A 13,619-nucleotide genomic window follows, 5' to 3' on the forward strand; every position below is an offset into this window, starting at 1 on the left:
GTTAATGGTCGCCCCTTTTTTCTTAAATGTTAGTGACTGTACTGACGCCATCGCGGGCAAGTCGAATCGTCGCACCGCCGCTCCCACAGGTTTAGCGCAATCCTTGTGGGAGCGGGCTTGCCCGCGATGGGGCCCTCAATCACTTCGCAGAAATCGCGCCATCCACAAGTGTCTGAGCTTCCGCCACCAACTGCTTGAGGTGATCATCGCTGACAAAACTTTCCGCATAGATCTTGTAGATATCTTCAGTTCCCGACGGACGCGCCGCGAACCAGCCGTTCTCGGTCATGACTTTCAGACCGCCAATGGCCTGGTCGTTGCCCGGTGCATGGCTGAGGATGCTCTGGATCGTTTCACCCGCCAACTGAGTCGAGGTGACCTGGTCCGGCGACAATTTGCTCAGCAACGCTTTCTGCTCAGGGTTCGCCTTGGCGTCGACCCGTACCGAGAACGGTTCGCCCAGTTCATCGGTCAGCGCGCGATAGGCCTGGCCAGGGTCACGGCCCGTGCGAGCAGTCATTTCGGCGGCCAGCAATGCTGGAATCAGGCCGTCCTTGTCGGTGCACCAGACACTGCCGTCCTTGCGCAGGAACGACGCGCCAGCACTTTCTTCACCGCCAAAACCGAGGGAACCGTCGAACAGACCGTCGGCAAACCATTTGAAACCGACCGGCACTTCGTACAGGCGACGCCCCAGACGCTTGGCAACGCGATCGATCAAGCCACTGCTGACCACGGTCTTGCCCACGGCCGCATCGGCGCGCCACTGTGGACGGTTCTGGAACAGGTAATCGATCGACACCGCGAGGTAGTTGTTGGGTGCCAGCAAACCGCCGGACGGGGTCACGATGCCATGGCGGTCGTGATCCGGGTCACAAGCAAAAGCCACGTCGAAACGCTCTTTCAGACCGATCAAGCCTTGCATGGCGTGGCTGGACGATGGGTCCATGCGGATCTGCCCGTCCCAGTCGACGGTCATGAAACGGAACGTCGCATCAACTTCTTTATTCACCACCTCCAGGTCCAGGCGGTAGTGCTCGGCGATCGCCGACCAGTAGCGCACCCCTGCTCCGCCCAGCGGATCGACACCCAGACGCAGCTTCGCATCGCGAATGGCGTCGAAGTCGATCACGTTGATCAGGTCGGCGACATAGGTGTTGAGGTAATCGTGACGATGAGTGGTGCTGGCCTTCAGCGCCTGCTCGTAGCTGATGCGTTTGACCCCGGCGAGTTTGGCCGCCAGCAGCTCGTTGGCCTTGGCTTCGATCCACTTGGTGATGTGGGTATCGGCCGGGCCACCGTTGGTAGGGTTGTACTTGTAGCCACCGCTTTGTGGCGGGTTGTGAGACGGCGTGATGACGATGCCGTCCGCCAAGCCCGAGGTGCGCCCACGGTTGTAGCAAAGAATCGCGTGGGAAATGGCCGGCGTCGGCGTGTACTCGTCGCCTTCGGCGATCATCACCGTCACGCCGTTTGCCGCCAGGACTTCCAGGGCGCTGGCACCGGCCGGCGTGGACAGCGCGTGGGTGTCGATCCCGACGAACAGCGGACCGTCGATGCCCTGGGCTTCGCGGTACAGGCAAATCGCCTGGCTGATGGCCAGAACGTGCCATTCGTTGAAACTCAGGTCGAACGAGCTACCTCGGTGTCCGGACGTGCCGAAGGCGACACGCTGGGTAGAAATGGCTGCATCGGGCTGGCCGGTGTAATAGGCCGTTACCAGTCGCGGGATGTCGACCAACAGTTCTGCCGGTGCCGGTTTGCCCGCAAAAGGACTGAGTGTCATGCAAAACCTCTGAGAGAGAGTGGTTCGGGAATAGAACGCAGTTTACTGACAGTTTGCCTTTGGCGCGATGTTATCGATTGTCAGGTTCCGGGGAGCATTTGCACCTCGACTCAGTCGAGCGATTCCAGACGCAAGGCATCCCCCAAAAGCCCCAGTGCGTCGGCGAGGTCATGATGACCACCGAAGGTGTGACTCAGGCGCAAATGCTGCCCGTGCAGGCCCTGCAGGCTGAACAATTCTCCCGGCGCGATCACCACATGCTGCTTGAGCAAACGCTCGAACACTCGATGCACATCGACTTGGCGCAACGAGCGGATCCAGATCGTCGCCCCGCCTTGGGGCTCAACGAAGTGCAGCGCATCGGGCAAGCGCTCTTCAAGCAACTGAGTCATCTGCACCATGCGTTCCTTGAGCAGTCGACGCAACACCAGCAGGTGTTGATCGATGCGTCCGTTGCTATACAGCCGCGCAATGGCTTTCTGACGAATCAGCGACAAGCGAAACGCGCGCAGCAGAAAGTGCCGCTGCAATTTCGCACGCAGTTGTCGCGACATCAGATAGCCGAAGGGCGCCTCCGACCCGATGAATTTCTCGAATGTGGAAAACACAATCAGCCGATCCGGATCCAGCAGATCGCGAAACCGCAGGCCGTTCGGCTCGAATTCAAGCTCGCTATAGCAATCGTTTTCCAGCACCCAACTGCCATGTCGTTCCAGCAACCGTGCGGTGGATTGCCTGTTGCTATCAGGCGCCACACTGCCGCGGGGCATGTTCAACCCCGACGAAAGCATCACCAGTCGCACCTGCCCGGTCTCAAGCAGTTCCTTCAACCGCTCCTGATCCAGCCCCCCATCGGCTTGCAACGGCAGCTCGATCACCTGCACGTCCGCGTCTTGAAACAGACGCAGAATCACCCAGTCGCACGGCGATTCGACCACCACCACAGCATCTTTGAGACCAAGCACGGCGATCAAGATTTCCAGGACTCCCCGCAGGTCGGCGCCGATATAAACATCATCGGCATGCCAGCAACGGGTCGGCGAAGTGGTGTAACGCGCCGCGAGAGCTGTGCGCAGTTCCAGTTCGCCACAGGGTTGCGAAGACGGTTGTGGCTGGCGCGGGTACTGACGCAGCAGTTCTCTCTCCAACAACAGTAACGGGCTATCCAGGGGTTGCAGTAACGCCGGTTCATCGGCGCTCAGCACCAGCATGCCGGGACGTCTGGCATTGACATAAACCGTTTCGAGCAGGTCCTTGCCACTGCCGGGTATGCCGATTGAGGACACGGGTAGTGCGTAATAACCGGACTTGGCCACCGAAAAGACGCGCCCTTCCTTCTCCAACAGCGAGTAGGCGTACTGAATGGTCGAAATCGACACGCTCAGGCGGTGCGCCAACTGTCGCAATGAAGGCAGGCGCACTTGCACGTCACTGCCCGGCTCATTGATCAGGTTAGTCAGGTAACGGTAGACCGCCTGGTACGCAAAATCGGTATCCCGTGGTCCTTTCATGGGTAACGGCCGAACAGGCTACGAACGTCGTGACGCATCCTTGCTGAATCCGTCAAACCTGGCATTTTCACCGGCCCGTCGACCATTCGCCAGCCACGATCGCTCCACTATCGGGTTCCATGGTTTCAGCTTGCACGCCCACGTCGCCGCTTTCCATGCCAAGCCCCCTGCCCTCATCCCGAACCACCGGACCCATGCGGTAAAGCGTACCGATCAGACTCACGGGCAACCCGCTGACATCGACCATCCACTGCAGAACCTGCTCGGGTGCAGGACCGCCCTGCATTGCCCGGTGCAAGTCCGGCAACGCGACGAGCATGCCGGGATGGCATTGACGAAGAAAATGCTCAAGCGCCGCACCATTATCGGCAAAAGGGGCGAACAGCAGACACACCAGTTGAGCCTCGCTCAAACCGAGGTTCTTTTGTGCTTGGGCGGCCGCCAATGCGCGCTGGTCGGTCATTGTCATCGGGTTGCCGAAAGTCTCCATTGCCTGTTCGCAAAAGCGCTCTGGAACGTGTTTACGACGCATCATCACCAGCGCCCGCTGCAGGTATTCGCCGAGCCCCCTCTCGTAGGTGCCACCGTGTACAAAGCACGCTTGCAAGCCACGAAGATGCGCGGATATCGAAAGACTGACGTAGTCGTTATCACTGAGCTGAGCCGACAACTCGTCAGGTTGGAACCCGAGGAAATCGGTGAGCAGTGGCCAGCGATCTTCCAGATTACTGACCAACATGTCGTGAATATCAATGAAGGTCGTGCGGCGACAGGCTTCAAAACGATCGGAGGGACGCCATGCAGCCTGGGAAGATTCAGGATAAAACTCGCGGTAGCAATCGCTGCCCAGTTCATCGAGTCGCGCGAACAGACACTCGTAGCCCGTTTCATGATGGTCCGGAGCCTTGAGCCCAGCTTTGGCCGCCGCACGATTCAATCCCTCGAGAAACTGTTTCTGCCGACGGGGCGTATCACTACTGATCAATGCATCAACCCCCTTGTCCCAGCGGGCGATTTGTCCGTAAAACTCGCCGGTCGCCAGGTAGCCGTCATCCCACAGATCAAGCGGCCCGTCCCAGGCACGGCGGTGCCCGACCATCAGCAGATTGAGCCGATTCGACTCACGACCGGCGTCCGAAATCGGCGCCAGATGGTTGAACGGCAGGACTTCACGATTATCGACCATCAACACTTCGACCCGGGGATCGTCGTAGAGAAACAACGCACAGCAGCTGCGATGAATATTTTCCAGGGCAGTCGACGCAGTACCGTTCAAGCGCAAGGTCGCCACTCTCAATTGAAACGTCGCCGGAGCCCTGCTGGCGATACTCAGTTGCGCGGCGCGCAGTAGCGCCAGGGTGTAGCAGCTGTCGCGAGACCCGGCCTGGATCGCCAGCACTTTGTAATCGCCAATACGCTCCAAACCTCCTGCGGACATCACCAGGCGCTGAATCAGCAATTGCAATGCCGTGCGCTCGGCGCGAGAGAAAAAACCCAGCAAACGCTGCAACATTTGCTGATAAACATAGTTCATTGCCTGATCATGGGTAGCGGTCATCATTATTTACCTGTAACTCATAAGTTCAGTGCCACGCAAACAACAAGGTGTAGTGCGCAACAGGTTATCTGTCATGAATGGAGTGCCGGGGTTGTTGTTCAAATGCTAGCACTTAAGCACTGTGTAATTATTTGAAATAATTGACTCTCTCGGGCACCCCAAGGAGATCAAGATCGCCGCAACGCCCGGCAGAGTGGGCGCCTTGCGCTCCCACGCGATTTCCTAGGAAATTTCCGACAGCGTCCCACAGACACTTAGCACAGGAAATAAAGAAAGAAGTTGCCGATAAATGTAAGACAACTGAGCAGCACTGCATTATTTGTTGAGCATATATTGCCAGCGCGCATTGAGGAGCTTCAGCCTGATACTCGGCCATGACTCTTTCCTTGAGATGAAAGTAATCATTCAATTATCAGGGCTTATATAACGATTAGAAGATACAGATTGAGAGCAAAAACCAGTTCAGTTGCTGAACCGGCCCATCGACAGATCGATGGACGTCTCATTTGGGAGTGACTGCCAGCAGAAGAGTCCGTGCTCTCACGGACTCTTGCAGAGGAAGTACTTACGCAGGCTCGACCAGAAGGGCGACCCGTTCGCGGCATGGGCATTCGTCCATATAGCGGTGGGCTTCGACAAACTCGGAAAACGGGAAGACCCGAGTCTTGAGCGGCAGCAGCACACGATCCGCGGTCAACTGATTGATGTCGCGCAGGGCACGTTGCAGTGCAGCCTGATCCTGGACGATGCCCAGTTCCGGCTTGCCGGTGAAGTTACCGATGCAGTGCACGAAGAACTGAATGTTCTTCTGGAACGCCGCACAGGCGGGGAATGGCGTCTGGTTACCCCCTTGCAAGCCATAAAGCACCAGGCTGCCGCGAGGTGCGAGCACATCGCCGAGCAGCGACATCTGCGGCCCGCCAAGACCATCGAACACCACATCCACACCGCGATTGTCGGTAATTTTGTTGATCCGCATGAGCAGATCTTCTTCCTCGGTAACGATGACCTTCTCGGCGCCGAGGGACAGTAGGTACTCACGCTCATCCGCGGTTTTGGTCGCGGCAATCACTCGCACACCGAGGGCTTTGCCCAGTTGCACGAACGACGGGCCGGCGCAGTGGCTGGCGTCGGTCACCAGGGCAAATTGCCCGGGTTTGACTCGCGCCAGGTCGGCGTAGGCAAAATAAGCGATCAATAGCGGCGTGTAGTGCACGCTGGCTTCGATCGGGCTGAGTACATCCGGGTAGCGGGTCAGCGCCGAGCGCGGCAGAACGATCTGTTCGCCGTAGACCGGGTAGTCGTTGGGGCTTTCGGCCGGAAAGCTGGCGACCTTGTCACCAACGACCAGGTCATCGACGCCTTCGCCGACCATCGTGACCACGCCGGCCATTTCATGACCGAGGCCAGAAGGCAGACGAGCATGGGATGAAGCCAGGTTCTGGCGCCAGAGAATGTCGTACCAGCTGATGCCAATCGCTTCGACGCGCACCTGCACTTCGCCCGGCGCAGGCAGGGCTGCCGCATGCTCTTCGCATTTGAGCACCTCGGCTGGACCAAACTTGTGAAAACGGATCGTGCGGGACATCGCAAACCTCGTCAAAGAAACCTCTAATGCCCTGAACTCTATCTGGGCTTTCTACCCAAGACCATCAGTGGCTATTAATAGTCGACATGCCTGTCATTGATTCCGCAGCGACGGCGACATCACCCAATGCCGTAAAAACCGAAGCAGCCTTTCAGAAAAAACTGAATTACCCTGTGCAGAGTACCAGCCTTTGCCCGTAAGATTCATGCCGGCCATTGTTCTCATATGGTCGCTCACGTCAAGTTTGCTGAATCTGCCAGGACTCCAGATGAATCGTAATGACCTGCGTCGTGTCGACCTGAACCTGTTGATCGTTTTCGAAACACTGATGCACGAACGCAGCGTGACCCGCGCTGCGGAAAAATTGTTCCTCGGCCAACCGGCCATCAGTGCGGCACTCTCGCGCCTGCGCGGGTTGTTCGATGACCCGCTGTTCGTGCGCACCGGCCGCAGCATGGAGCCTTCCGCCCGGGCTGTGGAAATTTTCGCCCTGCTCTCGCCGGCCCTGGATTCGATTTCGACCGCGGTCAGTCGTGCTGCGGAATTCGACCCCGCAACCAGCACCGCGGTGTTCCGCATTGGCTTGTCGGATGATGTCGAGTTCGCGCTACTGCCGATGCTGCTCAAGCGGCTGCGCGCGGAATCGCCGGGGATCGTGCTGGTGGTGCGTCGGGCCAACTACATCCTGATGCCGAGCCTGCTGGCCTCGGGCGAGATATCCATCGGCGTCAGCTACACCGCCGACCTGCCGGCCAACGCCAAGCGCAAAGTTCTGCGTCGCAGCATGCCGAAACTGTTACGAGCCGACACGGTGCCGGGGCCATTGAGTCTGGATGACTTCTGCGCCCGCCCCCACGCGTTGGTTTCATTCGCGGGCGACCTGAGCGGCTTTATAGATGAGGAACTCGAGAAACTGGGGCGCAAACGGCATGTGGTGCTGGCTGTGCCGCAGTTCAATGGACTCAGTACACTCATCAGTGGCACCGATATTGTTGCGACCGTGCCTGATTACACGGCTGAAGCGTTGACGGCGGCTGGCGGTGTGCGGGCTGAAGATCCGCCGTTGCCGGTGCGCAGTTTTGAGTTGCATATGACTTGGCGCGGGTCGCAGGATAATGATCCCGGTGAGCGTTGGTTAAGGTCGCGGATTCAGATGTTCTTCGGGGACCCCGATAGCCTGTAATGAAATTCCACTGAATTCCAAAAAAACCTTTAATAACAAGTTGTTATAGGAAAATTAGTCCATTACCGCCTGTCTAAATCCACTGGATTCCAGAACTTATGGGGGCATAATTGGGGGCAAGTTTCGACTTTTAAAAAACGGTGCCCCCACCGATGCCCCCAGATAACGCCCCTGTTTTCAGACGAAAACTCAGCGATGCCTTCATCCGCTCGCTGACCGAACCCGGCAAACACGCCGACGGCGAAGTCCCTGGTCTCTACTTGGAGGTGAGGGCGTCGAGCAAGCTTGGAAAACCCCCTTCCAAGTCCTGGCGCTTAAAGTATCGGCTGCACGGCAAGGAGAACCGTTTTTCGATCGGTGCGTACCCCGACATCGGGCTGAAGGAGGCGCGCGACATTGCCCGCGGCGCACGCCGCGACGTGGCCAACCACATCGCCCCGCTCAAAGCCAAGACCGCCAAGATCGAGACACAGCTGCTCAACGAAGAGCGCACCTTCGCGTACGTGGCCGAGCAATGGCTGACATTCAAGTCCGCCGAGCTGGTGACCAAATCCATCGCGGGGTTTCGCGGAGCGCTGAACAACCACATCTTGCCTGCCATTGCCAGCAAGCCCGTTAGCGAGATCAAGCTGGAACACATCACCACGATCCTCACCGAACTGCGCCGCCAGCGCACAATGGCCATGGCCCGGCGTGTGCGCACCATCATCCGTGCCATCCTGGGATTTGCCGAGGGGCGGGGCTGGGTGGAGCGCAACGTGGCGCTGAGCAACATTGAGGAACTGAAGATCCGCCATGTCGTGACCAGCAACCCGGCGATTGAAAGGCCGGCCGATCTGGGCAAGTTTCTGCTACGCCTGGATGACTGCAGCTTCGGCAGCGTTGCCACCGCGATGCGCCTGCTGGTCATGCTGCCGGTCCGCCCTGGCGAATTGGTGCAGATGCGCTGGGAAGACGTTGATCTGGTTGGCGCAGATTGGCGTTATGTGGTGAGCAAGACCAAGCACCTGGACAAGAGCAAGCACATCGTGCCGTTGCCGGAGCAAGCCTTGGTCCTGTTGCGCGAGCTACGTAAAACCCGGGTGGTGGATGCAGAAGGCAACGGCTGGGTGTTCGTCTCGCCGGTCTATCCGGGTCGCCCCATCAACCCGACCTCCATGCTCAAGTCCTTTCAGCGTATCTGGCCGGAGTACGACATCACTGCCCACGGCTTTCGCGCCACCTACCGGACCATTGCCCATGAGCACTTGGGCATCGATCCAATTGTGCTAGAGCTGTCGTTGTCACACCGCATGCCAGGCGCGCTGGGTGCTGTGTATGCGCGCGCGCAACTGCTCGTCCAACGCCGGGAGGCGGCTCAGCAATGGGCCAACTACTTGGACCAATTGCGGCAAAACGCGGCGCGAGAAGCGACAGATTAAGCACTTGGGGGGCGCTCATTCGCCCACCAGAGTCCTCCTTACCGATTAAACACTCCGAGTGGAGGAATGTTTGATAGGGCGTTTAAATAAAAGCTTGGCGGAGTTCATCGCCTCCGCCATATTTGTACCGACAAAGCCCCGATTTTTCAGGGCTTTGTCGTTTCTGGCTTTTGGAAAAACCTGCCAGCCCACACTTCAGCCCACACCCGGGATGAAGTATTGATTTTCGACCAGCGGCCAATTTTCGGATGTTAAATCGGCGCTGCACTCCTGCAGTGGCGATGAAGACATAGAGGTTGAAGGAGATCCGGGGCGAGAGTAATGATTTTGATCTCGTCCCAACAAGCCCAACATATTACGCAATCGGCATAGGGGGCGGCCTTCATAGGCCGCTCCCCTGCCACACCACCCGGCATGCGAGTCCGTACCGGGCGGTTCAAGAGATTGAGGTTATGAGAGTCGCACCAGACCCAGCCTGTCGAACCACGCCACATCCAGCACTCGATTGAGCTCAAAGCGGCTGTTACGCCACCAACTATATGAGTTGGCCGCCACTTTCCGTGCCGATTGGCTGCTGGCTCCCAGCGCTCTCAGCTCGCGGTAAATCGTCGGACCGCGCCTCCATTGTTTAAGCTGGATCGCTCGTAATCGGTGTCGCATCCACTCGTCCAGCTCTCGCCAGATTTTCGGCGTTTGTGACAACCCAAAGTAAGTTTTCCAGCCTAAAAGATAAGGGCGTAGGTTCTCGACAACTTGTCGCAGGCTGCGACCGCCTGAGCGACGGGTGAGTTCGCGTATCCGGTGCTTGAACTGCTTGCGCGCTTTGACTGCTACTGTTCTTTTGAGGCCTTGTGGAGATGCCCAGAAAGCGTATCCCAGAAACTTGCGGCCAAACGCGCTCGCCACCGCACTCTTGCTCTCGTTGACGCTCAAGTGCAGCTTTTCATACAGACGCTTCAGCAAGGCCATCACCCGTTGCCCCGCCTTATGACTGCGAACAGTCGCGTTGTCGCGGGTTTGTCTGGATGATTCCCCGCTGGGGGATGAGATTCTAGAGGTCTGCCGCGAAAAAACTCTCGCGACACTGTCACCGTCGCAGACCGTAGTCGTTGTCTCAGCGGTAATCCCGAGAAGTGGCTGCGTGCCCATAGCGTGGAGCCATTCGCAGCCGGCGTCGCAGAGCGTTATCCGCTATCAACAGGGCGTGGCAGACATCGACATCGATGCACGGGAGGTTTTCAGCAAGATTGCAAGGGATGGCTTGCCAAAAATGCGGCGACTCGCTCAATGACCTCGTCCGGCCGGGAATCAGCAAAAAAATGTCCGCCCACTATCGCAGAAGCCTCCATCATCGTGCAGCGATCCACCCAAGTGGCGGGTAAATCATAGTGTTTGGCCATTGCACCTGAGGCGCCGTAGAGGATCAGCGCGGGCGCGGTGATGCGTCGTCCGGAATCGGACATGTCGTCTGCCAGATCCACAGTGAGTGCGGCGCGATAGTCGTTGCAAAACCCAGCGATCGTTGCCGGATCACGCCAGGCTTTCCGATACGCCGCCAGTTGGTCAGCATCAAAATCCTCCGGCCCTGCGGCACCCCAGCCGAAAAGGCAGCTCTCGAAAAAGAAATCGGGATCCGCCGCAATCATGCGCTCCGGAAAGGGTGCGGGCTGAGAAAGAAAAAACCAATGCCAGTAACTGTGGGCTATGTCCTTGCGCAGATCTGTCAGCATCACAGCCGTAGGAACGATGTCCATCAGCGTGACGCTCGCCACCACGTCTGGATGATCCAGTGTGATCCTGTATGCAGTGCGCGCGCCACGGTCGTGTCCCACAAGATGGAACCGTTCATGTCCGAGCACACGCATCAGTCCGACCTGATCCGCGGCCATGGCGCGAAATCCGTAATTTGACAGATCCGCTTGAAGCGGCGGCTTATCCGATGCCCCATACCCACGCAAATCAGCACAGACAACCCGATAGCCACGCGCGACCAGCTCAGGTGCGATACGTGCCCAGAGCGCCATGGTCTGCGGAAAACCGTGGAGCATCAGGATGGGGTCGCCTTTACCCGCTGCAACACAGGCAATTTCCACATCGCCTACAGCAATTTGGTGCGTTTCGAAGTTCTCGAACATGGGGTCGCCTATAGGTGTGAGAGCCTCGAAAAGTTGTTTGGTGATAGGTATCAAGACCTTCCCATTAAGGGCATCGGCGTTATTTAACCCTGATGATGACCTTGCCTTTTGCCCGACCGGTTTCAACATAGGCCAAGGCATCCGGAGTCGATTCGAATGGAAAAACCCGGTCCACCACCGGGCGTATGACACCGGAATCGATGAGCGCAGTAAGCTTACGCAACTGGTCACCGCTGGCTTTCATGTAAAGGAATGAATAGCTGACGCCACGGCGTTTAGCTTTTTTCCTGATCCCGTAACTCAACAGGCCCATGACCAGTTTCAGGAATCCGGACAATCCAGCGTTTTTCGCAAAATCAGCATCCGGTGGTCCAGAGATCGAGATGAGCTTTCCACCAGGCTTGAGTATGCGCAACGATTTCTCAAGTGTATCCGTGCCCAGGCTGTTCAAGACCACATCGTAATCGTGCAGGACCTTTTCGAAATCGTCTTTGCGGTAATCGATCACGATATCTGCACCAAGGCACTTCACCCACTCGACATTCGCCGTGCTCGTGGTCGTCGCGACAGTCGCCCCCAGGTGCTTGGCCAGCTGAATGGCCAATGTTCCCACGCCACCGGAGCCCGCATGGATAAGCACCTTTTGACCTTTCTTCAGGTTCGCTTTTTCGACCAGCGCCTGCCAGGCCGTCAAGCCAACCAGGGGGATCGAAGCCGCTTCTTCCATTGTGAGACCTTTCGGCTTGATCGCCAGCGAGCCTTGATTGATCGCAATGAATTCAGCAAATGCACCGATTCGATCGTCATCTGGCCGCGCATAGACCTCGTCGCCCGGCTTGAATTGCTGCACTTGTGAGCCAACCCGCACGACGACCCCGGCCAAATCATTGCCCAGAATAAGCGGCATGCGATAAGGCAAAATCATTTTGAACTCACCGTCCCTGATTTTTAAATCCAGAGGGTTCACACCCGCCGCATGAATCTGGACTAAAACGTCATCCTTGCCCAATTCAGGTTCTGGAATTTCGGTCACCCGTAATGCAACTTTTTTTCCATAGCGTTCGATAATGAATGCTTTCATCATACTTCCTTACTCCTGGCGTACCCAGGTCTGTGAACGCCCCAGCAGCGGCGTGCCAATGTAGCCGCGCACGCTGAGTTTTTTACCGTTGTCGGTCAGGTGGACATTACTGCTATAGACCTTGCCGTTATCAGGATCGAGGATTTCGCCATCGGTGTATTCTTCGCCGTCCTTGCGCAAACCGGTGAGAATGGTCAGGCCTACAATCAACGCATTCTTGTTCACGCCTTCACATTTGCCGCACTTCGGATTCTGGTCTTCGCTCGGGGCGGGAAACGCTTTTTCGATAACGCCATTCAGAGTGCCATCGGACTCGGTGATTCGAATCAATGCCCTCGGCTTGCCACTGACGTCGTCGATGTTTTGCCACAGACCAACGGGCGAATTATCGTCTGCCCACAGTGCCGATGACATGACTGCTGCTGCCAGGGTGAGTCCGAAGACACCTGCTTTGAACGTACGCATTGTCTGAATCCTCATGATTGAGCGAATTTTCTTGTCGGCTTGATACCATTTTCAGAGTATGAAATCGGCCATGCGGCTCACGGCTATCGGATGGCGCTCGCTGTGTTCAGATCGCTTTCTGAGCGCGCCAGCCGCATAACGATGTTATTTGATAAACATAACGCCGTTATGGCAGTATTGCAACATGACCACTGATAACTCACTCCCTAATGCCCCCACCCGCCTCGTCGAGGCAACCATCCGTGTGCTCGCCACCAGCGGCCCGTCCGAAGTCAAGGCCCGTTCGGTCGCGAGCGAAGCCGGTCTGTCGACCATGGGGGTTTACACACACTTCGGCGGAGTGCCGGAACTTCTACAAGCGGTCGCTGACGAGGGATTCAAGCGGTTGGCTGCAGTCTTCAAGCGTGTGCCTATCACGGAGGATCCCATAGCCGACTTATGTGCGATGCTCCTGGCTTGCCGAGACCTTGCACGAAGCAATCCCCATCTGTACGACTTGATGTTCGGTCTTTCGATTGACGGCAGATATAGCCCCTCGCGAGGTACCATGACATCGATTGCAAATGGGCAATCGGAAGCCTTCAAGGCGACATACGCGATTCTGATCAACGCTTGCGCTCGCCTGGTCGATGCCAAATGCGTTCGCAAAATCGATCCTGCTCTCATCGCGCCACAGCTGTGGAGTGCCGCGCATGGATTCATCATGCTCGAACTCGCCGGCCACTTCTCAGGCATGGAAAATCCTGCTGCGCAGATCCTGGTAGCGACGTGTAACAACATTGTCGTCGGCTTGGGAGCGAAGCGCGAAAAAGTTGAATCTTCCACTGCAGGCGTGATTGCCGGGTCGGCAACTGCCCTGGAACCATGAAAAAACCGCGCAACCATGCAGTC

The 13,619-nt window shown here is 57.3% G+C and carries 10 protein-coding genes and 2 pseudogenes; 4 read left to right on the forward strand and 8 right to left on the reverse strand.

Annotated elements, in window-relative coordinates; translation table 11 throughout:
* Window positions 1-139: 139 nt before the first annotated feature.
* From pgm to AB3226_RS29645, 4 genes are all read right to left on the reverse strand, one after another.
* Window positions 140-1,786: a phosphoglucomutase (alpha-D-glucose-1,6-bisphosphate-dependent) gene (gene pgm / locus AB3226_RS29630; protein ID WP_367375697.1), complete on the reverse strand. Its 1,647-nt coding sequence runs from the start codon at window positions 1,784-1,786 to the stop codon at window positions 140-142.
* A 110-nt stretch (window positions 1,787-1,896) separates the two neighbouring features.
* Window positions 1,897-3,297, reverse strand: coding sequence for a PLP-dependent aminotransferase family protein (locus AB3226_RS29635; protein ID WP_367375698.1), 1,401 nt, complete (start codon window positions 3,295-3,297; stop codon window positions 1,897-1,899).
* Window positions 3,298-3,364: 67 nt separating this feature from the next.
* Entirely contained in the window at window positions 3,365-4,855 is a 1,491-nt protein-coding gene (locus AB3226_RS29640) for a hypothetical protein (protein ID WP_367375699.1), read from the reverse strand.
* A gap of 565 nt (window positions 4,856-5,420) precedes the next feature.
* Entirely contained in the window at window positions 5,421-6,443 is a 1,023-nt protein-coding gene (locus AB3226_RS29645) for a zinc-dependent alcohol dehydrogenase family protein (protein WP_367375700.1), read from the reverse strand.
* Between the two features lie 268 nt (window positions 6,444-6,711).
* Between AB3226_RS29645 and AB3226_RS29650 the strand changes: the two genes are divergently transcribed.
* Both AB3226_RS29650 and AB3226_RS29655 read left to right on the forward strand, forming a co-directional pair.
* A complete protein-coding gene (locus AB3226_RS29650; protein WP_367375701.1) occupies window positions 6,712-7,626 on the forward strand; it encodes a LysR family transcriptional regulator in 915 nt (304 codons plus the stop codon).
* Window positions 7,627-7,778: 152 nt separating this feature from the next.
* Window positions 7,779-9,047 carry a tyrosine-type recombinase/integrase gene (locus tag AB3226_RS29655; protein ID WP_367375702.1) on the forward strand — a complete coding sequence of 423 codons (1,269 nt, stop codon included), beginning with the start codon at window positions 7,779-7,781 and terminating at the stop codon, window positions 9,045-9,047.
* A gap of 450 nt (window positions 9,048-9,497) precedes the next feature.
* Here the strand turns inward: AB3226_RS29655 and AB3226_RS29660 are convergent.
* Window positions 9,498-10,046: pseudogene (locus AB3226_RS29660) on the reverse strand (group II intron maturase-specific domain-containing protein); the annotation flags it as partial.
* Window position 10,047: 1 nt separating this feature from the next.
* Between AB3226_RS29660 and AB3226_RS29665 the strand changes: the two are divergent.
* Window positions 10,048-10,146: pseudogene (locus AB3226_RS29665) on the forward strand (TetR/AcrR family transcriptional regulator); the annotation flags it as partial.
* A 139-nt stretch (window positions 10,147-10,285) separates the two neighbouring features.
* On the opposite strand, the gene AB3226_RS29670 reads toward AB3226_RS29665, so the two are convergent.
* From AB3226_RS29670 to AB3226_RS29680, 3 genes are all read right to left on the reverse strand, one after another.
* Window positions 10,286-11,182 carry an alpha/beta fold hydrolase gene (locus tag AB3226_RS29670; protein WP_367375703.1) on the reverse strand — a complete coding sequence of 299 codons (897 nt, stop codon included), beginning with the start codon at window positions 11,180-11,182 and terminating at the stop codon, window positions 10,286-10,288.
* 79 nt (window positions 11,183-11,261) lie between these two features.
* Window positions 11,262-12,263: an NADP-dependent oxidoreductase gene (locus AB3226_RS29675; RefSeq protein WP_367375883.1), complete on the reverse strand. Its 1,002-nt coding sequence runs from the start codon at window positions 12,261-12,263 to the stop codon at window positions 11,262-11,264.
* 9 nt (window positions 12,264-12,272) lie between these two features.
* Window positions 12,273-12,728 (reverse strand): DUF2147 domain-containing protein, encoded by a 456-nt coding sequence (locus AB3226_RS29680; protein ID WP_367375704.1) that lies wholly within the window; start codon window positions 12,726-12,728, stop codon window positions 12,273-12,275.
* Window positions 12,729-12,912: 184 nt separating this feature from the next.
* On the opposite strand from AB3226_RS29680, the gene AB3226_RS29685 reads away from it, so the two are divergent.
* A complete protein-coding gene (locus AB3226_RS29685) occupies window positions 12,913-13,596 on the forward strand; it encodes a TetR/AcrR family transcriptional regulator (RefSeq protein ID WP_367375705.1) in 684 nt (227 codons plus the stop codon).
* The last annotated feature ends 23 nt before the right edge of the window (window positions 13,597-13,619 follow it).

It is taken from the genome of Pseudomonas lini, assembly GCF_964063345.1.
GTDB lineage: Bacteria > Pseudomonadota > Gammaproteobacteria > Pseudomonadales > Pseudomonadaceae > Aquipseudomonas > Aquipseudomonas lini_B.

Excerpts from the sequence above, each read along its gene's own strand:
- AB3226_RS29670 (WP_367375703.1), bottom strand. The coding sequence starts at position 11,182 with ATGTTCGAGAACTTCGAAACGCACCAAATTGCTGTAGGCGATGTGGAA.
- AB3226_RS29635 (WP_367375698.1), bottom strand. The coding sequence starts at position 3,297 with ATGAAAGGACCACGGGATACCGATTTTGCGTACCAGGCGGTCTACCGT.
- AB3226_RS29685 (WP_367375705.1), top strand. The coding sequence starts at position 12,913 with ATGACCACTGATAACTCACTCCCTAATGCCCCCACCCGCCTCGTCGAG.
- AB3226_RS29645 (WP_367375700.1), bottom strand. The coding sequence starts at position 6,443 with ATGTCCCGCACGATCCGTTTTCACAAGTTTGGTCCAGCCGAGGTGCTC.
- AB3226_RS29650 (WP_367375701.1), top strand. The coding sequence starts at position 6,712 with ATGAATCGTAATGACCTGCGTCGTGTCGACCTGAACCTGTTGATCGTT.
- AB3226_RS29640 (WP_367375699.1), bottom strand. The coding sequence starts at position 4,855 with ATGACCGCTACCCATGATCAGGCAATGAACTATGTTTATCAGCAAATG.
- pgm (WP_367375697.1), bottom strand. The coding sequence starts at position 1,786 with ATGACACTCAGTCCTTTTGCGGGCAAACCGGCACCGGCAGAACTGTTG.
- AB3226_RS29675 (WP_367375883.1), bottom strand. The coding sequence starts at position 12,263 with ATGAAAGCATTCATTATCGAACGCTATGGAAAAAAAGTTGCATTACGG.
- AB3226_RS29680 (WP_367375704.1), bottom strand. The coding sequence starts at position 12,728 with ATGCGTACGTTCAAAGCAGGTGTCTTCGGACTCACCCTGGCAGCAGCA.
- AB3226_RS29655 (WP_367375702.1), top strand. The coding sequence starts at position 7,779 with ATGCCCCCAGATAACGCCCCTGTTTTCAGACGAAAACTCAGCGATGCC.